Source organism: Streptomyces cinerochromogenes, assembly GCF_014648635.1.
GTDB lineage: Bacteria > Actinomycetota > Actinomycetes > Streptomycetales > Streptomycetaceae > Streptomyces > Streptomyces cinerochromogenes.
Genome location: NZ_BMRM01000001.1, coordinates 775,754 through 796,615 on the forward strand (window position 1 = coordinate 775,754; position 20,862 = coordinate 796,615).

A 20,862-nucleotide genomic window follows, 5' to 3' on the forward strand; every position below is an offset into this window, starting at 1 on the left:
CGGGACCGGCGTACGCGGACCCGGTCGCCGTCGCGGCTCAGGTGAAGTAGACACCGCCGAGGACAACGGCCAGTGCCGCCACGGCGAACAGCAGGACCCACAGGGCCAGCCTGCCGACGCCCGGCGCGGGTTCGTAGCGCGGCTCGCCGGGCGGGAGGTCCGGGCGCTGCCCGTCCGGCCGCTCGCTCACCGGTCCGCCGCCACCGCCGCCTGCGGGCGGATCGGCAGGCGGTTGACCGGGCGGCCGGTGGCGGCGCGGACCGCGGAGGCGATCGCCGCCGGTGCCGTCACCACCGGGACCGCGCTGACCGACTTGGCGCCGAACGGCGCCACCACGTCCCGTTCCTCGACCAGTTTCACGATCCGGATGTCGGGGGCGTCCAGGGCGGTCGGCAGGGCGTAGCCGGTCAGGTCGGGGTGGCGGATCAGGCCGCGGGGCGTACGGAGGTTCTCGGTGAGGGCGACGCCCACGCCCTGGGTGACGCCCGCCTCGATGCGCGCCGCCAGCTGCGCCGGGTTCAGCACCCGGCCCACGTCCTGGGCGACCGCCAGCTCCACCACCCGCACCGAACCGAGCTCGACGTCGACGTCCACCACCGCGCGGATCGCGCAGAACGCGAGGCCCACGAAGGCGTCGCCCTGGCCGGCGGCGTCCAGCGGCTCGGTGGGATGCGGGCGGCACTGGGCCGTGGCCCACAGCTCCTTGCCCTCCAGCGCCTCCCTGACGGTGGTCGACAGCACACCGTCGTACGAGGTGATCTTGCCGTCCGTGATCTGGAGCAGCTCGGTGGACATGCCGAACTTGTGCGCCAGGGGCTGGAGCAGCTGGGCGCGGACCATCTTGGCCGCCCGTTCCACCGCACCGCCGGACACCCAGGTGTGCCGGCCCCGGCAGCCCGCGCCGGCCGGCGGCTGGTCGGTGTCGACGGGGGCGACGTGGACCTCCTCGACGCCGAGGGTCTCCTGGACGATCTGCCGGGCCAGGGTGGTGAAGCCCTGGCCGGTCTCCACGGCCGCGCACAGCACGGTCGCGATGCCGTCGTGGACCTTGACCGTCGCGGTCGACACCTCGTCGGCGCCCTCCGCGCCGAGCATGTGGACCATGCCGAGGCCGTAGCCGACGCCCCGGCGCACCGCGCCCGGTTCGCCCGCGCCCTCGGGGCCGCCGGGCAGCAGCCACTCCTCCTCGGGCGTGTCCTTGGGCAGCTCCGGGAGCGGGAAGTCCCGTACGGCCTGGAGGAGTTCGGCGACCGGCGCCGGGCAGGTCACGGTCTGGCCGATCGGGAGGACGTCCCCGGTCGCGAGGACGTTGCGCAGGCGCAGCTCGGCCGGGTCCAGGGCCAGCTTCTTCGCCAGCTTGTCCATCTGGGCCTCGTAGGCGGCGCACACCTGCAGGGCGCCCTCGCCGCGGACGTGCCCGGAGGGCGGGTTGTTGGTGCGCACGGCCCAGCCCTCGATGAAGGCGTTCGGCACGACGTAGGGGCCGCACGCGAAGGAGACGGCGGCGGCCAGCGCGTCGGCGGAGGTGTCGGCGTACGCGCCCGCGTCCAGCAGGATCTGCGCCTCCACCTTCACCAGCTTGCCCTCGGCGTCGGCGTGGTGGCGGTAGCGCAGCAGCGTCGGGTGCCGGTGGGCGTGGCCGAGGAAGGACTCCTCGCGGGTCGCCGTCAGCTTCACCGGGCAGCCGGTCCGCAGCGCGAGCAGGCCGAGCGGGAGCTGGAAACCCTGGTCCTCGCGGTCGGCGGTGGCGCCGGGCACCCCGGTGACGACGATCTTCACTCGATCGGGGGGCAGGCCGTAGCAGGCGGCGGCCGTGTTGCGGTCGGTGTGCGGGTCGGTGGAGGCCAGGTACAGCTCCACCCCGCCGTCGGGGCGCGGCACGGCGAGGCCGGCCTCGGCGCCGATCGGGGCCGGGTCCTGGCGGCCGATGCGGTACAGGCCCTCGACCACCACCTCGCCGACCGCCTCCGGGTCGCCGTGGCGCAGCGGGATGTGCCGGATCAGGTTGCCGTCGGGGTGCAACGGCTCGGCCTCGAAGGCGTGCTCGGGGTCGGTGACCGGGTCGAGGACCTCGTACTCGACGATGACGGCGGCGGCGGCCATCCGCGCGGTGTCCGGGTGGTCGGCGGCCACGGCCGCGATGGGCTCGCCGTGGTGGCGTACCACCTCGGAGGCGAACACCGGCCGGTCGGGCGTGCCCCGGCCGTGGCGGGGCGTGCCGGGCACGTCCTCGTGGGTGACGACGGCACGGACGCCGGGCATCTCGCGCGCGTGGGTGGTGTCGATGGAGACGATGCGCGCGTGCGCGTGCGGGGAGCGCAGCACGGCCGCCCACAGCAGGCCCTCGGCCCACAGGTCGGCCGCGTACGGGAAGGTGCCCTCGGTCTTGGCGCGGGCGTCCGCGTGCGGCAGGGAGGCGCCGATGCCGTGCGGCGACGGCTCGGCCTCGGGGGCGGGTTCCGCGGCGGTGGTCGCGATGCCGGCTTCGTTGCTCACACCTGGCCTCCGTCCTGGCCGTAGTGCTGGTCGTGCGGTCCCGGTGGCGTTCCGTACGGGTCCGTCGGGTCGTAGCCGTCCGGTGTGTCGTAGGCGTCCGCCGTGCCGTACGCGTCGGGCGTGTCGTAGGCCTCGTGGGTGCCGTACGCGTCGGGCGTGTCGTAGGCCTCGTGGGTGCCGTACGACTCCCGGGCGTGCGGGGTGTCGAACGCGCCCGGTGCCTCGAACGCCGACGGGTGGACGCCGCCGGCGCCGGGGCCCGCCTGGTGCGGGATGCGTGCCTCGTCCCCCTCGCCCTCCGGGCCGGCGTGGGACGCCTCGCGCTCGGCGACGACCTCCCTGACGGCCTCCAGGACGCCCCGGTAGCCCGAGCAGCGGCACAGGTTGCCGCACAGGGCCTGCCGGGTCTCCAGCTCGGTCGGCGCCGGGTTGCCCTCCAGCAGGTCGTGCACGGTCATCGCCATGCCGGGCACGCAGAAACCGCACTGCACGGCGCCGCAGCGGGCGAGCGCGCGCTGCACGTCGGAGGGCTGCCCGTCGACGGCGAGGCCCTCGACCGTCCGCACCTCGCTGCCGGCCGCGGTGACCGCCGGGACCAGGCAGGAGGCCACCAGGCGGCCGTCGACCTGCACGTTGCAGGCCCCGCACTCGCCCTGCGAGCAGCCGTCCTTGGCACCCGCGAGACCGAGCCGCTCCCGCAGCACGTACAGCAGGGACTCGCCGATCCAGGCGTCGGTGACCGGGCGGTCGGCGCCGTTGACGCGCAGGACGTAGGAGGCGAGGGGATGGTCGTCGTGGGGCGGCAGGGGGACGGGGTCCTGGTCCTCGTCCGCCTCGGCAGGCCCGTCCGCCCCGGCCGCATCGGCGTCTCCGGGGGTATCGGCAGCCTCAGTGGCCCCGGTGTGATCGGCGGCGCCGGTGGCATCCACGGCCTCGGTGGCGTCGGTGGCGTCGGTGGCGTCTGCGGCATGGGCCGGCTCACCGGCGGCCATGGGCCCGTCGGGCGCCTCGGGCGCGTCCTCGTGCGTGGGCGCGTCCTCGTGCGTGGGCGCGGGGTCCTCGTCGGCGCCGGGGCCTTCCGAGGGGGCGGCGTCCGGGGCGGGGGCCTCGGCGGCGGGCCCGGGTACGGCGGCTCCGGCCGGGGACGCGGGCGCCTCCGGGGCGTCGGCGAAGGCCTCGGGGCCCCCCGCGTCGGCCGCGGCCGTGTCCGGCGTCCTGGCGGGCTCCGGAGTGTCGGCGGGGTCCGTCGGCTGCTCGTGGCCCGCGGGGGCGTCAGCGGGGCGCTCAGGGGCTTCCGCGAGGCCGTGTGCGTCCGCTTCCGGCACCGCGGAGTACTCGCCCGTGCCACCGGGCGTGTCGGCCTCCCCCGCGTCCGGCTGATCCGTGTCCTGCGGGACGTACCCGTACGCGTCCGGAGCCGGGACCGGGTCGTCCCCGGCCGGGTGCGCCCCGGTGTGGCCGGTGTGGGCCCCGTGGTCGGGCGCGGCGGTGTGGCCGATGTGGGCGGCGTGGTCGGGCGCGGCGGTGTGGCCCGTGTCGGCCGTGTGGCCTGTGTGGGCCCCGTGGTCCGGTACGGCGGTGTGGCCCGTGTGGGCCGTGTGGTCGTCGGCGTCCTCCGCGGGGGCGGTCGGCCGGGGTGCCGCCTGGTCCCACGCGTGGCCCGCGCCGTCCGTCGCCCAGGGCGCCGGCGCGCCGCCGGGCAGCGTGGCCGGCGGAGTGCCGCCCCACTGCTCGACCAGCGAGGACGAGGTGTACTCGCCCGACTCGTCCGGGAGGTCGCCGCCGGCGACCGGGATGGACCACTGCCCGGTGACGTCGTGGCCCGGGGCGGCCGGGGCCGCGGGCTCCTCGAAGGTCCAGTGCTGGGTCGCGGCGGGCTGGTACGTGAACCGGTCGTCCGCGGCCTGCGGCGGTGCCTGCGCGGCGTTCGGGTCCGGCCACTGGCCGCCGTCCCCGGGCGCGGGCCAGGTGTCCCCGGCGCCGTCGGCGTGCGTGGCGGTGATCCGCGGCGGCACGTAGCCGTGTCCCGGCGCGGCCAACGGGCTGTCGCCGGACAGCAGGGCGTCGATGCCGCCCTCGGGGAGCTGGACGAAGGCGGTGGCGCCGTCGTCGTAGTCGCCCTGGGGCAGCGGGTTCCAGCGTCCGCCGCCCTGGGGCGTGCCCTCTCCGTGCTGGTCGTCGGTCACGACAGCGCCCTCCCCAGTGCTCGTCGGGCCAGCGCGGCGACGGTGCGCCGCAGGTGCAGTACGGCGGGCGGAAGCGGACTCACCGAGCCGTCGGGCTCGGGGGCCGGGTCGGGGATGCAGGCCGCGGCGACGTACTCCCCGAAGGCGTGCAGGGCCTCCGGGACGAGCGCGCGGTCGTTGTCCCAGTCGATGAGCCGCGCCACCCACTGCTCGGCCTCCAGGGGCCTGAGCGGCATCGGCGCTATGGCCCCGACGGCGCAGCGCACGCCGCGCCGGGCGGGGTCGAGGACGAGGGCCACGGAGGCCAGCGCGCGGCCCGGGCCGGTGCGTCCGGTCGCCTTCAGGAAGACCTGCGGGGCGTGCAGCAGCGGTACGCGCACGTAGCCGATGAGTTCGCCGCCGCGCAGCATGTCCACGCCGGCCAGCAGGTGCGACACCGGGATCTCCCGGCGGGCTCCGCCCGGGCCCGCGATGACCAGGGTCGCTTCCAGGGCGGCCAGCACCGGCAGCGCGTCGCCGGTGGGGGCGGCCGAGGCGATGTTGCCGCCCAGGGTGCCCGCGTTGCGGATGTGCGGTGGGCCCGCGGCGCGCGCGGCGGCGGCGAGCGCCGGGATGAGGGCCGCGAAGTCGGGGCGGCCCATGCGCGCGTGCGTGAGGCCCGCACCGAGCAGCGCGTGGCCGTCCTGGTACTGCCAGCCGCGGATCTCGCTGATCCGGCCGAGGCCCACCAGCGCGGAGGGCCTGAGCTGGCCGGAGTTGACGGCGGCCATCAGGTCGGTCCCGCCCGCCACCGGGACGGCGGTGGGCATGGCGGCCAGGGCCGCCACGGCCTCGTCCAGTGTCGTGGGCAAGGTGACGGCCTGCGCCGCCTGCGGTGCGTGCGTGGTCAAACCGGCTGCCCCTTCCCGCTGCCCCACCTGGTCCCGCCTGTGTTGCCGTACGGTACGTGCTGACAGGGCGGACGACGCAACTCTGGCACATCTTCGCAACGCCCGAACGCGGGGGTCCGCTAGGAGGCATTCGCCCGTCTCACCAGGGAGATGGTCCGTTTTCGCACGGCATCGCCGGTGCGCACCGATTGCCACTCTTCGGCGACGGTGCCGGGGTTTTTGCGTTACCTGTTCGGTGACGTACCCGTTCGGAGACGTACCCGTTCGGAGACGTACCCGTTCGGAGACGTACCCGTTCGGTGACGTACCCGCCCGGTGACGGCCCCGCGCCGCTACCGGTTGGGGGGCGGTCCCTCGATCGGGCGGCCGGGCACGCCGGGGCGCTTCTGCCACGGGCGGGGTCCGGTGGGTGGCCGGTAAGCGACGCCCAGGGCGTCAAGTCGCCGGTAGTGGGCGGTCATCCGGCGCTCGAAGTCGGCGTAGTCCCGTTCGGCGGGGGCGGGCAGCGGACTCCAGGCGACCTCGGCGAAGGCGGCGAGGCGGGGGAAGGCCTGGTAGTCCACGCGCGCGGTGTCCTCCAGCACCTCGGTCCACACGTTGGCCTGGGTGCCCAGCACGTGCCGGGCCTCCGCCTCGGTGAGCCCCTGCGGCACCGGTTCAAAGCGGTAGACGTCCTCCAGGGTGCGCACGAAGCCGATCGGTACGGGCTCGTCCTCGCCCGGGGCCTGCCGGTGGTCCAGGTACACGTACTGCTCGGGGCACATGACCACGTCGTGGCCGGCCCGCGCGGCGGCGATCCCGCCCGCGTAGCCGCGCCAGGAGGAGACCGCCGCGCCGGGCGCCAGCCCGCCCTCCAGGATCTCGTCCCAGCCGATGAGGCGGCGCCCGCGGGCGGCGAGCCAGGCGTCGAAGTGCCCGATGAACCAGGACTGCAGCTCGTCCTCGCCGGCGAGTCCGAGGTCGGCGATGCGGGTCTTGGCGGTGACCGACTCCGTCCACTGCTCCTTGCGGCACTCGTCGCCGCCGACGTGCACGAACGCGGAGAACTCGGCGGCGTCCGCGGGGAACAGCTCCAGCACCTCCTCGAACACCCCCTCGTAGAACCGCAGGGTGGTGTCGGTGGGGGCCAGCACGTTGGCGGAGATGCCCCAGGTGTCCCAGACGGAGAGGGCGGTGGTGTCGACGACGTCGGTGTTGCCGAGTTCGGGGTACGCGGCGATGGCGGCCTGCGAGTGGCCGGGTACGTCGATCTCGGGGACGACGCTGATGTGGCGTTCGGCGGCGTAGGCGACGATCTCCCGGATGTCGTCCTGGGTGTAGTAACCGCCGTGCGGTTTCCCGTCCCACAGCGGCGAGGCGCGGTGGCCGAATTTCGTCCTGGTACGCCAGGAGGCGATCTCGGTCAGTTTCGGGTACCGCTCGATCTCGATCCGCCAGCCCTGGTCGTCCGTCAGGTGGAGGTGCAGGACGTTGAGTTTGTGCGCGGCCATCAGGTCCAGATAGCGCAGCACGCCCTCCTTGGGCATGAAGTGCCGGGCGACGTCGAGGAGGAGGCCGCGCCAGCGGAAGCGGGGGGCGTCCTCGACGACCTGGGCCGGCACCCCGGGGGCGGGGTCCCGCCGCAGGGGAGCGCGCCGGAAGGCCTCGGGGCCGATCAGCTGGCGCAGGGTCTGCGCGCCCCAGAACACCCCGGCGGGCCCGCCGCCGCGGATCTCCACGCCCCGGCCCGCGACGGCGGCGAGACGGTACGCCTCCGGTGCCAGGCTGTCGTCCAGGAGCAGCCGCACCGCGTCCGGGGCGTCCGGCGGCCCGGGCCGCAGCGGCAGCCCCAGGGCCTGGCCGAGGGTGGCGCGCAGCCAGCGCTCGGTGCGTTCGGTGCCCGGTCCGGCCCACAGCGTGGTGCCGTGGCCGAGCGGCACGACGGCCCCCGTCGCCCCCTCGACGGCGCGCGGCGCCGGAATCAGTTCCACGGACATCAGGCCCTCCCCTGCTCCCCTGCGCGACGCCTCGAAGGCTAGGGACTGGCACGGGCGCCCACAAGAGGTCTGGACCACTCATCGTCCGGAGAACGCAGAGATCCCCGGGACGCGCCTGCCGCACGCCCCGGGGACCTCGCCGTCCGCGGGCGGAAGGGGGACGACTACTTGTCGCCGCCCTTGCCCTTGCCCTCGTCGCCGCCGCTGCCCATGGACTCGTAGATCTCCTTGCACATCGGGCAGACCGGGTACTTCTTCGGGTCGCGGCCCGGCACCCAGACCTTCCCGCACAGCGCCACGACGGGGGTGCCGTCGAGGGCGCTCGCCATGATCTTGTCCTTCTGGACGTAGTGGGCGAAGCGCTCGTGGTCGCCGTCGCCGTGGGACACCTGTGGCGTCGGCTCTACGAGGGTCCCCGTACCAGTCCCGCGCTCGGGCTCGAGAGTGCTCATATCGCCAAGGGTACTGAAGCTCACACGCATCAGTTGAGCGACGGGTCGTCCGGATACGTGGCCACCATCGCCAGCTCGTTGCGCTGGCGGCGCAGCACCTCGCGCCAGAGTCTCTCCGGGGCCGGCGAGGAGACGTCACCCGGCTCGGACTCGACGACGTACCAGGCGCCCTCGGCCAGCTCGTCCTCCAGCTGGCCCGGGCCCCAGCCGGCGTACCCGGCGAAGATCCTCAGGGACCCGACGGCGGAGGCGAGCAGTTCCGGCGGGGCCTCCAGGTCGACCAGGCCGATCGCGCCGTGCACCCGCCGCCAGCCGAGCGGCGCGCCGTCGCCGTTCGCGCCGCCGGGGATGACGGCGACGCCGAGCGCCGAGTCCAGCGAGACGGGGCCGCCCTGGAAGACGACACCGGGCTCGCCGGCGAGGTCCGCCCAGTCCTCCAGGATGTCGCCGACGCCCACCGGGGTGGGCCGGTTGAGGACGACACCGAGGGAGCCCTCCTCGTCGTGGTCGAGAAGGAGCACCACCGCGCGGTCGAAGTTCGGGTCCGCCAGGGCGGGGGTAGCCACGAGCAGCCGCCCTGTGAGCGAGGACACCTCGGTCATGCCAGACATGATCCCCCATCTTCCCCCGGCGTGGGGAGCCAATCGGGGGGCGGGGGTGAGAGCAGCTCAGGGCGCGAAGGAGGCGTCGGGGGCGCGCCCGTGCGCCGGTGACCCCATGTGTCCGTTAGGGAACGGTTCGTGTTGTGACACACCTATGACGTGGCTGGGCGGTCCTTGGGCTTACGGGCGGGGGGTGATCGGCGATTACCCTGTCTTCCCGGCCCCCGCGCACAGTGATCGGCCGGCCCCTGACCAACTCATCGGAACGCGAGATTCATGACCGTCAACGACGATGTCCTGCTTGTCCACGGCGGAACCCCGCTGGAGGGCGAGATCCGTGTCCGCGGTGCGAAGAACCTCGTGCCGAAGGCCATGGTCGCCGCCCTGCTGGGCAGCGAGCCGAGCCGACTGCGCAACGTTCCGGACATCCGTGACGTGCGGGTCGTCCGCGGCCTGCTCCAGCTGCACGGGGTGACGGTCCGCCCGGGTGAGGAGCCCGGCGAACTGGTGATGGACCCGACGCGGGTCGAGAGCGCCAACGTGGCTGACATCGATGCCCACGCGGGTTCCAGCCGTATCCCGATCCTGTTCTGCGGTCCGCTGCTGCACCGCCTCGGCCACGCGTTCATCCCGGGCCTGGGCGGCTGCGACATCGGCGGCCGGCCCATCGACTTCCACTTCGACGTGCTGCGGCAGTTCGGCGCGACCATCGAGAAGCGGGCGGACGGGCAGTACCTGGAGGCCCCGCAGCGGCTGCGGGGCACGAAGATCCGGCTGCCGTACCCGTCGGTCGGCGCGACCGAGCAGGTGCTGCTGACGGCCGTACTGGCCGAGGGCGTCACGGAGTTGTCCAACGCGGCCGTGGAGCCGGAGATCGAGGACCTCATCTGCGTGCTGCAGAAGATGGGCGCGATCATCGCGATGGACACCGACCGCACGATCCGCGTCACGGGTGTGGACAAGCTCGGCGGTTACACCCACCAGGCCCTCCCGGACCGCCTGGAGGCCGCGTCCTGGGCCTCCGCGGCGCTCGCGACCAACGGCAACATCTACGTCCGCGGCGCCCAGCAGCGCTCGATGATGACGTTCCTGAACACCTACCGGAAGGTGGGCGGCGCCTTCGAGATCGACGACGAGGGCATCCGCTTCTGGCACCCCGGCGGGCAGCTGAAGTCCATCGCGCTGGAGACGGACGTGCACCCCGGTTTCCAGACGGACTGGCAGCAGCCGCTGGTGGTGGCCCTGACGCAGGCGACGGGCCTGTCCATCATCCACGAGACGGTCTACGAGTCCCGGCTCGGCTTCACCTCCGCGCTGAACCAGATGGGCGCGCACATCCAGCTCTACCGCGAGTGCCTCGGCGGCTCCGCGTGCCGCTTCGGCGCGCGCAACTTCCTGCACTCCGCGGTCGTCTCGGGCCCGACCCGGCTCCAGGGCGCCGACCTGGTCATCCCCGACCTGCGCGGCGGCTTCTCGTACCTCATCGCGGCCCTGGCCGCCGAGGGCACCTCCCGGGTCCACGGCATCGACCTCATCAACCGCGGCTACGAGAACTTCATGGAGAAGCTCGTGGAGCTGGGCGCGAAGGTCGAGCTGCCGGGCAAGGCGCTCGGCTAGGCGCCACGCACGGCAAAAGGGCGGCCCCCCTCGTTGGAGGGGGGCCGCCCTTTTCGGCGTCGCCTGCCGGGGCGCCCTGAAGGGGCGCGGGGAACTGCGCGACCAGCCACTACCGGCCCGCAGTTCACCCATGGCGCTGCAGTCGAACGGCGCTCCTGTGGACCGCGTTCGAAGCGGAGCGCTTCCGCTTACTTGCCCTTGGCGGCTTCCTTGAGCTTGCTGCCCGCGGTGACCTTCACGCTGAAGCCGGCCGGGATGTTGATGGGCTCGCCGGTCTGCGGGTTGCGCGCGGTGCGAGCGGCACGGTGGGTGCGCTCGAAGGTCAGGAAGCCGGGGATGGTGACCTTCTCGTCGCCCTTGGCGACGATCTCGCCGACGGTCTCGGCGAACGCGGCCAGCACGGCGTCGGCGTCCTTGCGGGTCACCTCGGCGCGGTCGGCCAGCGCGGCCACCAGCTCACTGCGGTTCATGTTGTTACTCCCGTGTTTTCTTGCCGTTGGGGTGTGCCACGCGGCGGAGCCGCCCGAGGCACTGCGATGCCGATGCGCTCGCGCCCAGGGACGCATCCTGCCCCTACCTGCGGCGGGAAAGCCAATCCGGCACCCGTAGGAGTCGTGAGAACACCCTGGGGAGTCACACGAAAAGCGCCTGCTCGGCCGTCACCCTAGAGCGCGCCCGGCATCGCGGGGTTCCACGACGCGCCGGTGCGGGGGGCCGCCGTGGTGATGCTCACAGCCCCCTGCACATTACGGCACGCCCTGATCAGACGGTCGCCCCGGCCGCCTTCGCGGCCTCGCGGACCGCCCCGGCCACGGCGCCCGCGACCTTGTCGTTGAAGACGCTGGGGATGATGTAGTTCGGGTTCAGCTCGTCCTCGGTCACCACGTCGGCGAGGGCCTTCGCGGCGGCGAGCATCATCTCGGTGTTGACCGTGCGGGACTGGGCGTCCAGCAGGCCGCGGAAGACGCCCGGGAAGACCAGCACGTTGTTGATCTGGTTCGGGAAGTCGGAGCGGCCGGTGGCCACGACGGCGGCCGTCTGGCGGGCGATCGCCGGGTCGACCTCGGGGTCCGGGTTCGCGAGCGCGAACACGATGGCGCCCTCGGCCATGGCGGCCACGTCGGCGCCGTCCAGGACGTTCGGGGCGGAGACGCCGATGAAGACGTCGGCGCCGCGCACGGCCTCCTTGAGGGTGCCGGTGAGGCCCTCGTGGTTGGTGTTGTCGGCGATCCAGCGCAGCGGCGAGTCGGCCGGGGCGTTCACCAGGTCCTCGCGGCCGGCGTGGACGACGCCGTGGATGTCGGCGACGACGGCGTTCTTGACGCCGGCGGCGAGCAGCAGCTTGAGGATGGCCGTACCGGCCGCGCCGGCGCCGGACATGACGACCCGGATGTTCTCGATCGCCTTGCCGGTGACGCGCAGGGCGTTGGTCAGGGCGGCGAGCACGACGATGGCGGTGCCGTGCTGGTCGTCGTGGAAGACGGGGATGTCGAGGGCCTCGCGCAGCCGGGCCTCGATCTCGAAGCAGCGGGGCGCGGAGATGTCCTCCAGGTTGATGCCGGCGAACCCGGGGGCGATCGCCTTGACGATCTCCACGATGGCGTCGGTGTCCTGGGTGTCCAGGCAGATCGGCCAGGCGTCGATGCCGGCGAAGCGCTTGAAGAGGGCCGCCTTGCCCTCCATGACGGGCAGCGCGGCCTTGGGACCGATGTTGCCGAGGCCGAGCACGGCGGAGCCGTCGGTCACGACCGCAACGGAGTTGCGCTTGATGGTGAGGCGGCGGGCGTCCTCGGGGTTCTCGGCGATGGCCATGCAGACGCGGGCCACGCCGGGCGTGTAGACCATGGAGAGGTCGTCACGGTTGCGGATGGGGTGCTTCGACGCCATCTCGATCTTGCCGCCGAGGTGCATCAGGAACGTACGGTCCGAGACCTTGCCCAGCGTGACGCCCTCGATGCCGCGCAGCTTCTCGACGATCTCCTCGGCGTGGGCCGTGGAGGTGGCCGCGATGGTCACGTCGATCCGGAGCTTCTCGTGACCGGAAGCGGTGACGTCGAGGCCGGTCACCGAGCCTCCGGAGGACTCCACAGCGGTGGTGAGCTGCGAGACGGCGGTTCCGCTCGCGGGCACCTCCAGCCGGATCGTCATCGAGTAGGAGACGCTGGGCGCCGTTGCCATGGCCGACTTCCTCTGCTTTCACCGTGTCGCTGAGCTGTGCCGTCCGATCGTCGCACCTACCGCGGAGTACGTGGTAGTCGCCCCGGATTGCGGACGTTGTGTTCACGGGCGGTGCGCGGTCGTTCCGTGATTTTGGAAAACCACTTCCACCATACGAGAGACGATACGAGAAACGATCAGACAAGGAAAGAGACCCACGTCACGGTCGTGACGTGGGTCTCTTCTACGCTCATGACACCGACCCGCCATGCTCGCCTCGCGGCAAGTGGTCCCTCTCAGGGACGAAGGTTGGGCCCGGGGGCTTGGATCGGGCCGGTGCCACACCCAGGCTAACAAACGGATCCGGCAGGGCCATTCCCGTCCGGCACCCTCAGTCCCGGAGCAGGTCCGGGACCCCCGCCGCGTCCGGCTCGTCCCGCTCCCCCGACACCACGGTCAGCTGCTGGGTGGCCCGGGTCAGCGCGACGTACAGCACCCGCAGCCCGGCCGGCGACTCGTCGGCGATCTCCGCGGGCGAGACGACGACCGTCGCGTCGTACTCCAGGCCCTTGGCCTCCAGGCTGCCGAGCGCCACCACCCGGTCGCCGAGCCCGGCCAGCCAGCGCCGGGCCTCCTCGCGCCGGTTCATCGCGACGACCACGCCGACCGTGCCGTCCACCAGCCCGAGCAGCCGCTCGGCCTCGACCCGCACGGTCTTCTCCAGCGCACCCTCCACGACGGTGAAGCGCGGCTCGACCCCCGTGGACCGTACGGCCGAGGGCGCCTCGGAGCCGGGCATGGCGAGCGCCAGCACCTTCGCGGCCAGATCGGCGATCTCGGCCGGGTTGCGGTAGTTCACGGTCAGCTGGAAGCGGCGCCTGGGCCGGGTGCCGAGGGCCTCGTCGCGGGCCTCGGCCGCCTCGTCCGGGTCGGACCAGGAGGACTGCGCCGGGTCGCCGACGACCGTCCAGGTGGCGTGCCGGCCGCGGCGGCCGACCATGCGCCACTGCATCGGCGTGAGGTCCTGCGCCTCGTCCACGATGACGTGCGCGTACTCGGTGCGCTCCTGCGCGAGCCGCTCGGCCCGCTCCCGCTGGGTCTCCTCGCGCACCGGCATCAGCTCCTCCAGGCCGGTGAGCTGGTCCAGCGGGTCGAGTTCGCGCTTCCTGCGCGGCCGGGCCGGCGCGCCGAGGATCGCCTGCAGCTCGTCCAGCGCGGCGATGTCGTGCACGGAGTAGCCGTCGCGCCTGAGCGAGCGGGCGACCTTGCGGACCTCGCCGGGGTTCAGGATCCGCCGGGCCCAGCGGCCGAGCCGCCTCTCGTCGGCCATGGCGGCGAGCACGGACTTCGGGGTCAGCTCGGGCCACCAGGCGTCGAGGAAGCCGATGAAGGAGTCCTCGCCGGTGACGTCCTCGTCGAAGGAGGAGCGCAGCTCGGCGGCCAGCTCCGGGTCGGTGTGCCGGCCGGCGGCGCCGGACTTCGCCCACAGGGCGTCCAGCAGCAGCTTGCGGGCGCGCGGGCGGAGCAGGTTGACGGGGGCGGTGCCGCCGAGGGCGGTACGGCGGATACGTTCCAGCTCCTCGGCCTCCAGTTCGAGGCGGCGCCCGAAGGCGACGACCCGGAGGCGGGAGGGCGGCCCGGTGACGGTCTCGCCCTCCGGCGCGGCCTGCCCCAGCTCCAGGGCGCCCCGGGCGGCCTTGCGCAGCACCTTCAGCATGCGGTGCGAGCCCTTGGCGCGGGCCACGGCCGGGGAGTCGTACAGGGTGGCCTCCACGCCGTCGACCAGGGAGCCGATCGCGCGGATCGCGACCTGGCCCTCCTCGCCGAGCGAGGGCAGCACGCCCTCGGTGTAGGCGACGAGCAGCGGGGTGGGCGAGACGATCAGGATGCCGCCCGCGTAGCGTCTGCGGTCCTGGTAGAGCAGGTAGGCGGCGCGGTGCAGCGCGACGGCGGTCTTGCCCGTGCCCGGACCGCCCTCCACGTAGGTGATGGAGGCGGCGGGGGCGCGGATCACCAGGTCCTGTTCGGCCTGGATGGAGGAGACGATGTCCCGCATGGTGTGGCTGCGGGCCTGGCCGAGGGCGGCCATCAGGGCGCCGTCGCCGATGACGGGCAGCTCGCGGCCGTCGAGGCGGGCCGTCAGCTCGGGGCGCATCAGGTCGTCCTCGACGCCGAGCACCCGGCGCCCCTTGGAGCGGATGACCCGGCGCCGTACGACCCGGCCCGGATCGACGGGCGTGGCCCGGTAGAAGGGCGCCGCGGCGGGCGCGCGCCAGTCGATGACCAGCGGGGAGTAGTCCTCGTCGAGGACGCCGATCCGCCCGATGTGCAGGGTCTCGGCGATGTCGGCGGTGTTGTCCTCCCGTACGGCGCCCTCGGCGGGTTCCACGGCGGTGTAGGCGCCGTCGGGCCCCTTCTTGCCGTCCTTGCCGAGCAGCAGGTCGATCCGCCCGAAGAGGAAGTCCTCGAACTCGTTGTTCAGCCGGTTCAGGTGGATGCCGGCCCGGAAGACCTGCGCGTCCCGCTCGGCCAGCGCGCCGGGGGTGCCCACCTGGCCGCGCTTGGCCGCGTCGTTCATCAGGAACTCGGCCTCGTGGATCTTCTCCTCCAGCCGCCGGTACACCCGGTCCAGGTGTTCCTGTTCGACGCTGATCTCCCGGTCACGGACGGAATCGTGTGCGTCCTGTACCGAGCCGACCGCGGACTGCTGAACCTGAGCGGCCACCGGGCCCCCTTCTGACGTGCTGGGCAGCCGTCAACCGTACGCGAAGGGGACCCGTCAAAGCTACGGGGTGGCGGTTCCCCGGGGCGCGGGGAACCGCACGACCAGCCACGACGCGCCCGCGACCGCCACCCGGCCGGACGGACGCCCACTCAGCCACCACACGGCCGGACGGGCGGACCCTCAGCCACCACACGGCCGGACGGGCGCACACTCAGCCACCACCCGGCCGGACGGCCGCCCCGTTCGGCCGCCACACGGAAGCGCGCCCCGTTCGGCCGCGACTGGGCCGGACGGGCGCCCCGGCAGGCGCTAGGCCTGCACCTGCACGAGCTTCTTGCCCTCGAAGGTCACCACTTCGAAGTGGTCGATCTCGTCGGGCTGGAAGGCCGCGGCACCGCCGATGTACAGCGGCTGCTTCGACTGCTCGGTCTTGGCGTCCGGGATGCCGTACCCCCAGTTCGGCACCGACCACGACGACATGGTCACGCGCTGCCCGTTCTTCGCGACGAGCACCAGGGAGCACTTCAGCGGCCCCTTGACGTTCTTCAGCTCCAGGACGGCCTGGGTGCCCCAGTCCTTCGGCGCCATGGCGACGGTCGCGCTGACGTGCGTCGACGCGTCCGTGGCGGACTTCTTGGCGGACATGGTCCGGAAGGTCTGCTGGGCGGGCGTGGCCGCGACCTGCTGACCGCCGCCGTCCGAGCCGCCGTTCACCGCCACCGCGGCCAGCGGACCGGCGATGATCAGGGCTGCCGCCGCCGCGATCATGTACATGCTGCGCCGGCGCTTCTGGGCCCGCCGTTCGGCGACCTCGTCGACCAGCTTCTCCACCACCCGCGGGCTGGGCCTGGCGGACAGCGACTCGCCGATCGCGGGCGTGCTGCCGGAGCCCGGCAGGTCCGCGAGCGCGGCGAGCATCGGCTCCATCCCGGCCAGCTCGTCCAGCTGCTGGGCGCACCACTCGCAGCCGGCGAGGTGGGCCTCGAAAGCGGTTGCCTCGGCGTCGTCCAGAATCCCGAGGGCGTAGGCGCCGACGGTCTCGTGCTCGCTCGGCACCGAAGATCCCTGACTGGGGTTCATGGGCCCAGACATACCCGGACCACCCGGTCCGAATCCCTGCATCCCCCCGTACCCGCTGCTCATCACGCCGTCACCCCCCGCTCCTCCAGTGCCAGCTTCATCGACCGCAGGGCGTAGAACACCCGGGAACGGACGGTTCCGCTCGGTATGCCCAGTGTCTCCGCCGCCTCATTGACGGTACGCCCCTTGAAGTACGTCTCGACGAGTACCTCCCGGTGGGCCGGGGTCAGGTCGTCGAGTGCGTCCGACAGCGTCATCAGCCACAGCGCCTTGTCGATCTCGTCCTCCGCGGGGATGACCTCCAGCGGCGACGGATCGACCTCCTGCGGCCGGGCCTGCCGGCTGCGGTGGCCGTCGATGACGATGCGGCGCGCGACCGTCACCAGCCAGGGGCGTACCGATCCGGTCGCCCGATTGAGCTGACCGGCGTTCTTCCAGGCACGGATGAGCGTTTCCTGTACGACGTCCTCGGCGCGCTGCCGGTCACCGGCGACCAGCCGCAGGACATACGCGAGCAGAGGTCCGGCGTGCTCTCGATACAGCGCACGCATCAGCTCCTCATCCGGTTCCGAGGGCTGTGAGGACATGCGATGTCGGGCCCTCGTTCCACGTTCATTGGCCACGGCCGCATCCTTGCGCACGCCCACCTCCGGTGTCCGGGGGTTCCCCCAGTCGGTCGCTCGCCCACCCGTACGGACGGGGGCGGCCCGGTGTTCAAACCGGAGTGACAGATTTCTCGAGGGTGACGTGACGAGCGGGACATGGGAGCACATACCCGCCGCACGATCTTTACATTTCCGACACGCCGCCGAGGACGGCCCGCGATCCCCGTGTAGGACCCAACTAAACCTGGTGTAACAGAAATCACGCCCGTGCCAGCGCGGCGCGCCGCCGGTGCCGGGCCACCCGCTCCCGGTTCCCGCACGCCTCGCTGGAGCACCAGCGCCGGCGCCGGCCGCGCGACGTGTCGAGGTACACCAGGGGGCAGTCGTCCGCCTCGCACTCCCGCACGGCGGCCCGCGCGACGGGATCGGTGAGCAGCTCGACGGCGTCCCGCGCGACGGCGGCGAGCAGGGCCGCGCAGCCGGGCGGCCCGGCCAACTCCCGCACGAGCCGGCCGTCTTCCGCGGGTACGGCGACGGGGGCGGGGGGTGCGTCCCGGGCTGCCTCGTTCACCCGCCGAAGCGCCCGCCCGTACGCGAGGGCGTCCCCGCCCCGGACCAACACCCCGATGTGCGTGCGCAGTTCCCGGAACCCGGCGAGCCAGGCCCCGTCGGCGTGGTCGAGCACCGTGCCGTCCGGCACCAGCCCGGCCCCCCGGATCCACGCGCCCAACGCGCCCGGCCCGTCCAGCCGTTCGCCGGGGTGGGCGGTGGCGAGCAGGTCCAGACTCACCCGCCCGGCGTCGAACCGGAGGGGGTACGCGGGGTGTGCGCCACCGAGTGCCATGTGCGAGTCACCGCCTGGGCAGGGAGCGAGCGGGGGCTGTACGGGGAGCCGAGCCGGGGCTGTACGGGAAGGTGAGCGGGGCTGTACGGGAAGCTGAGCGGGGCTGTGGAGGAAGCTGAACGGGGCGTGGGCCCGGAGGTGGCTCCCCCCGCGCCCCACCCGTGCGCTTCCACAGTGCCCGCCGGAGGGGAGCGCCGGAACCCCTCGTACCCTCACCGACCGCTCTCCGCCCGAGTGAGAGCAACGTTCCCTTCCGGTCACCCGCAGCCACAGGGCGGAAACGCGCCGTCCCTACCTTCGGGCTCAGTCAGCGGTTGGCAGACCGAGCAGCCGGAGCACCGTGGAGGCGTGATGACACCCCCAGCCCCAACCCGTCGCAGTGGCCGCTGGATCGAGCGGTGGGATCCGGAGGACGAGGGATTCTGGAAGGCGACCGGGGAGCGGATCGCGCGCCGCAACCTGTGGTTCTCCGTGCTCTCCGAGCACATCGGGTTCTCGGTCTGGACCCTGTGGTCCGTGCTGGTCCTGTTCATGGGCCCGGAGTACGGCCTCACCCCCGCCGACAAGTTCCTGCTGACGTCGGTGGTCACGCTGGTCGGCGCGGTGGTCCGGGTGCCGTACACCTTCGCCGTGGCCGTCTTCGGCGGCCGCAACTGGACGGTGGTCTCGGCGAGCCTGCTGCTCGTGCCGACCGTCGCCGCGTTCTGGGTGATGGAGCCGGGGACCTCGTTCTCGACCTTCCTCCTGGTGGGCCTGCTGGCCGGCATCGGCGGCGGCAACTTCGCCTCCTCCATGACCAACATCAACGCCTTCTTCCCGCTGCGGAAGAAGGGCTGGGCGCTCGGCCTGAACGCGGGCGGCGGGAACATCGGCGTCCCCGTCATCCAGCTGGCCGCGCTCGCGATCATCGGCGCGAGCGGCGGTCCGCGCGTGCTGCTGGGGATCTACATCCCGCTGATCGTCGTGGCCGCGGTGCTGGCGGCCCTCTTCATGGACAACCTGTCCTCGGTGAAGAACGACACCGGCGCCGCCAAGGACGCCGCCCGGGACGCGCACACCTGGATCATGGCGCTCCTCTACATCGGCACGTTCGGCTCGTTCATCGGCTACAGCTTCGCCTTCGGCCAGGTGCTGACGAACGGGTTCGGCCGGACCCCCCTCCAGGCCGCGTACCTCACCTTCATCGGTCCGCTGCTCGGTTCCCTCGTCCGCCCCCTCGGCGGCTGGCTCGCCGACCGCTACGGCGGCGCCCGCATCACCCTGTGGAACTACGTCGGCATGGCCGCCGCCACCGCCGTCCTCGTCGTGGCCAGCATGCAGAAGTCGCTGCCGCTGTTCGTGTCCGTCTTCGTCGTCCTGTTCGTGCTGAGCGGGCTCGGCAACGGCTCGACGTTCAAGATGATCCCGGGCATCTTCCAGGCCAAGGCGCTGGCGAAGGGCCTGGAGGGCGAGGCGGCCGTGGCCCACGGCCGGCGCCTCTCCGGTGCCTCCATGGGCCTGATCGGCGCGGTCGGCGCGCTCGGCGGTGTCGGCATCAACCTCTCCTTCCGCCAGTCCTTCCTCTCCTACGGCTCCGGCACCGGCGCGTTCGTCGCCTTCCTCGCCTACTACGGTGTCTGCTTCGCGGTCACCTGGGCCGTATACCTTCGCCGCCCGGTGCGGGTTCCGGCCACGGCGGCCGCGTCGCAGGAGAAGGCCCGGCTCGGTTATGCCGAGGTGTGACGTAACACCGGTGACATCGGGCCGAACCGAGCCTGTCACGCTTCGTTGACAGGCTCGTTCGGCGTGCCGGTCAGCTAGGAGAGCCCCATGTACGACGAAGAGCAGCACCGCGAGCACGGCCCCCTCGCCGGGTTCACCGTGGGCGTCACCGCCGCCCGCCGGGCCGACGAGCTGGGCGCCCTGCTGCGGCGGCGCGGCGCCACCGTCCTGCATGCCCCCGCGCTGCGGATCGTGCCGCTCGCCGACGACGGCGAACTGCTCGCCGCCACGAAGGAGATCATCGACCACGTGCCGGACGTGGTCGTGGCCACCACCGCGATCGGCTTCCGGGGCTGGGTCGAGGCCGCCGACGGCTGGGGCCTCGGTGAGCAGCTCCTCGGCCGGCTGCGCGGGGCACGGCTGCTGGCGCGCGGCCCGAAGGTCAAGGGTGCGATCCGGGCGGCGGGCCTCACGGAGGAGTGGTCCCCCTCCTCGGAGTCCCTGGCCGAGGTCCTGGACCGTCTCCTGGAGGAGGGCGTCGACGGCACCCGGGTAGCCGTACAGCTCCACGGCGAACCCCTCCCGGGCTTCGTGGAGTCGCTCCGCGCGGCCGGGGCGGAGGTGGTCCCCGTCCCGGTGTACCGCTGGATGCCCCCGGAGGACCTCGGCCCGCTGGACCGCCTCCTGGACGCGGCCGTCACCCGCGGCCTGGACGCCCTCACCTTCACCAGTGCGCCCGCCGCGGCCTCCCTCCTCTCCCGCGCGGAGGACCGCGGCCTGCTGGACGAGCTGCTGGCGGCCCTGGCCCACGACGTCCTGCCGGCCTGCGTGGGCCCGGTCACCGCGCTCCCCCTCCAGGCGCGCGGGATCGACACGGTCCAGCCGGAACGCTTCCGCCTCGGCCCCCTGGTCCAGCTCCTGTGCCAGGAACTCCCGTCCCGCGCCCGCGCGTTGCCCATCGCCGGCCACCGCGTCGAGATCCGCGGCCACGCGGTCCTGGTGGACGGCGACCTCAAGCCCGTCCCCCCGGCCGGCATGTCCCTCCTGCGCGCCCTGGCCCGCCGCCCCGGCTGGGTGGTCGCCCGGGCCGACCTCCTCCGCGCGCTGCCCGGAGCCGGCCGGGACGAGCACGCGGTGGAAACGGCGATGACCCGCCTCCGCACGGCCCTCGGCACCCCCAAACTGATCCAGACGGTGGTGAAGCGGGGCTACCGGCTGGCACTGGACCCGGCGACGGACGCGAAGTACGCGGACGCGTAGCGGGGGGCCGCGTAGGCCGGGGCCGCTCAGGCGCGGCTCACCGGCTCCCCACCTCGAACCACAGCAGCTTCCCGGCCCCCGGTCCAGCGGGCTGTCCCCCACCTGGAGTCCAACTGCGTCGAGGTGGCCACCACCCCCACCACCATCCACATCCGCGACTCCAAGACCCCCACCACCCCCCACCTCACCCTCGCCCCCTCCGCCTGGGCCGAGTTCCTGCCGTACGTGGCCGAAAGCGGAGCATCCGCTCGCTGACAAGGCTCTGGAACTG

Annotated in this window: 17 protein-coding genes; 4 read left to right on the forward strand and 13 right to left on the reverse strand. The window is 73.3% G+C overall.

What is annotated here, in order from left to right; translation table 11 throughout:
- Positions 1 to 37 precede the first annotated feature (37 nt).
- The 7 genes from IEZ20_RS03425 to IEZ20_RS03455 all read right to left on the reverse strand — a co-directional run bounded on the left by IEZ20_RS03425 (position 38) and on the right by IEZ20_RS03455 (position 8,602).
- Positions 38 to 190, reverse strand: a complete 153-nt coding sequence (locus IEZ20_RS03425) for a hypothetical protein (RefSeq protein ID WP_189294543.1) — start codon at positions 188 to 190, stop codon at positions 38 to 40.
- Positions 187 to 2,496, reverse strand: coding sequence for a xanthine dehydrogenase family protein molybdopterin-binding subunit (locus tag IEZ20_RS03430; RefSeq protein WP_189294544.1), 2,310 nt, complete (start codon positions 2,494 to 2,496; stop codon positions 187 to 189). Before IEZ20_RS03430 ends, IEZ20_RS03425 begins: the two co-directional genes overlap by 4 nt.
- Positions 2,493 to 4,682 carry a 2Fe-2S iron-sulfur cluster-binding protein gene (locus IEZ20_RS03435; protein WP_189294545.1) on the reverse strand — a complete coding sequence of 730 codons (2,190 nt, stop codon included), beginning with the start codon at positions 4,680 to 4,682 and terminating at the stop codon, positions 2,493 to 2,495. Before IEZ20_RS03435 ends, IEZ20_RS03430 begins: the two co-directional genes overlap by 4 nt.
- Complete coding sequence (locus IEZ20_RS03440) at positions 4,679 to 5,572, reverse strand: FAD binding domain-containing protein (protein ID WP_189294546.1); 894 nt, start codon at positions 5,570 to 5,572, stop codon at positions 4,679 to 4,681. The genes IEZ20_RS03435 and IEZ20_RS03440 overlap by 4 nt, the downstream gene beginning before the upstream one ends.
- Positions 5,573 to 5,904: 332 nt before the next feature.
- Positions 5,905 to 7,548 (reverse strand): beta-N-acetylhexosaminidase, encoded by a 1,644-nt coding sequence (locus IEZ20_RS03445; protein ID WP_189294547.1) that lies wholly within the window; start codon positions 7,546 to 7,548, stop codon positions 5,905 to 5,907.
- 164 nt (positions 7,549 to 7,712) lie between these two features.
- Entirely contained in the window at positions 7,713 to 8,000 is a 288-nt protein-coding gene (locus IEZ20_RS03450; RefSeq protein WP_189294548.1) for a DUF3039 domain-containing protein, read from the reverse strand.
- A gap of 29 nt (positions 8,001 to 8,029) precedes the next feature.
- Positions 8,030 to 8,602, reverse strand: coding sequence for a YqgE/AlgH family protein (locus IEZ20_RS03455; RefSeq protein WP_189294549.1), 573 nt, complete (start codon positions 8,600 to 8,602; stop codon positions 8,030 to 8,032).
- Between the two features lie 276 nt (positions 8,603 to 8,878).
- Here IEZ20_RS03455 and murA point away from each other — a divergent pair, with 276 nt between their 5' ends.
- Positions 8,879 to 10,219 (forward strand): UDP-N-acetylglucosamine 1-carboxyvinyltransferase, encoded by a 1,341-nt coding sequence (gene murA, locus IEZ20_RS03460; RefSeq protein ID WP_189294550.1) that lies wholly within the window; start codon positions 8,879 to 8,881, stop codon positions 10,217 to 10,219.
- Between the two features lie 188 nt (positions 10,220 to 10,407).
- On the opposite strand, the gene IEZ20_RS03465 is transcribed toward murA, so the two are convergent.
- The 6 genes from IEZ20_RS03465 to IEZ20_RS03490 form a co-directional block, all read right to left on the reverse strand.
- Positions 10,408 to 10,689 (reverse strand): HU family DNA-binding protein, encoded by a 282-nt coding sequence (locus tag IEZ20_RS03465; protein WP_014673024.1) that lies wholly within the window; start codon positions 10,687 to 10,689, stop codon positions 10,408 to 10,410.
- A gap of 292 nt (positions 10,690 to 10,981) precedes the next feature.
- Entirely contained in the window at positions 10,982 to 12,397 is a 1,416-nt protein-coding gene (locus tag IEZ20_RS03470) for an NAD-dependent malic enzyme (RefSeq protein WP_189294551.1), read from the reverse strand.
- Between the two features lie 370 nt (positions 12,398 to 12,767).
- Positions 12,768 to 15,101, reverse strand: a complete 2,334-nt coding sequence (locus IEZ20_RS03475) for a HelD family protein (RefSeq protein ID WP_189294552.1) — start codon at positions 15,099 to 15,101, stop codon at positions 12,768 to 12,770.
- A gap of 309 nt (positions 15,102 to 15,410) precedes the next feature.
- Positions 15,411 to 16,181, reverse strand: coding sequence for an anti-sigma factor family protein (locus IEZ20_RS03480; RefSeq protein WP_189294553.1), 771 nt, complete (start codon positions 16,179 to 16,181; stop codon positions 15,411 to 15,413).
- 62 nt (positions 16,182 to 16,243) lie between these two features.
- Positions 16,244 to 16,828, reverse strand: coding sequence for a sigma-70 family RNA polymerase sigma factor (locus IEZ20_RS03485; RefSeq protein WP_079071569.1), 585 nt, complete (start codon positions 16,826 to 16,828; stop codon positions 16,244 to 16,246).
- Positions 16,829 to 17,045: 217 nt separating this feature from the next.
- Positions 17,046 to 17,630: a CGNR zinc finger domain-containing protein gene (locus IEZ20_RS03490; protein ID WP_189294554.1), complete on the reverse strand. Its 585-nt coding sequence runs from the start codon at positions 17,628 to 17,630 to the stop codon at positions 17,046 to 17,048.
- Between the two features lie 351 nt (positions 17,631 to 17,981).
- Between IEZ20_RS03490 and IEZ20_RS03495 the strand changes: the two genes are divergently transcribed.
- From IEZ20_RS03495 to IEZ20_RS03505, 3 genes are all read left to right on the forward strand, one after another.
- Positions 17,982 to 19,352 (forward strand): nitrate/nitrite transporter, encoded by a 1,371-nt coding sequence (locus tag IEZ20_RS03495; protein ID WP_189294555.1) that lies wholly within the window; start codon positions 17,982 to 17,984, stop codon positions 19,350 to 19,352.
- Between the two features lie 87 nt (positions 19,353 to 19,439).
- The gene (locus IEZ20_RS03500; protein ID WP_189294556.1) at positions 19,440 to 20,591 is read left to right on the forward strand and encodes a uroporphyrinogen-III synthase; all 1,152 of its coding nucleotides are present in this window, start codon (positions 19,440 to 19,442) and stop codon (positions 20,589 to 20,591) included.
- A gap of 123 nt (positions 20,592 to 20,714) precedes the next feature.
- Positions 20,715 to 20,846, forward strand: coding sequence for a DUF397 domain-containing protein (locus IEZ20_RS03505; RefSeq protein WP_373303880.1), 132 nt, complete (start codon positions 20,715 to 20,717; stop codon positions 20,844 to 20,846).
- The last annotated feature ends 16 nt before the right edge of the window (positions 20,847 to 20,862 follow it).

Coding starts and splice junctions, on each gene's coding strand:
- IEZ20_RS03445 (WP_189294547.1), bottom strand. CDS start 7,548: ATGTCCGTGGAACTGATTCCGGCGCCGCGCGCCGTCGAGGGGGCGACG.
- IEZ20_RS03450 (WP_189294548.1), bottom strand. CDS start 8,000: ATGAGCACTCTCGAGCCCGAGCGCGGGACTGGTACGGGGACCCTCGTA.
- IEZ20_RS03455 (WP_189294549.1), bottom strand. CDS start 8,602: ATGACCGAGGTGTCCTCGCTCACAGGGCGGCTGCTCGTGGCTACCCCC.
- murA (WP_189294550.1), top strand. CDS start 8,879: ATGACCGTCAACGACGATGTCCTGCTTGTCCACGGCGGAACCCCGCTG.
- IEZ20_RS03465 (WP_014673024.1), bottom strand. CDS start 10,689: ATGAACCGCAGTGAGCTGGTGGCCGCGCTGGCCGACCGCGCCGAGGTG.
- IEZ20_RS03470 (WP_189294551.1), bottom strand. CDS start 12,397: ATGGCAACGGCGCCCAGCGTCTCCTACTCGATGACGATCCGGCTGGAG.
- IEZ20_RS03480 (WP_189294553.1), bottom strand. CDS start 16,181: ATGAACCCCAGTCAGGGATCTTCGGTGCCGAGCGAGCACGAGACCGTC.
- IEZ20_RS03490 (WP_189294554.1), bottom strand. CDS start 17,630: ATGGCACTCGGTGGCGCACACCCCGCGTACCCCCTCCGGTTCGACGCC.
- IEZ20_RS03495 (WP_189294555.1), top strand. CDS start 17,982: ATGACACCCCCAGCCCCAACCCGTCGCAGTGGCCGCTGGATCGAGCGG.
- IEZ20_RS03500 (WP_189294556.1), top strand. CDS start 19,440: ATGTACGACGAAGAGCAGCACCGCGAGCACGGCCCCCTCGCCGGGTTC.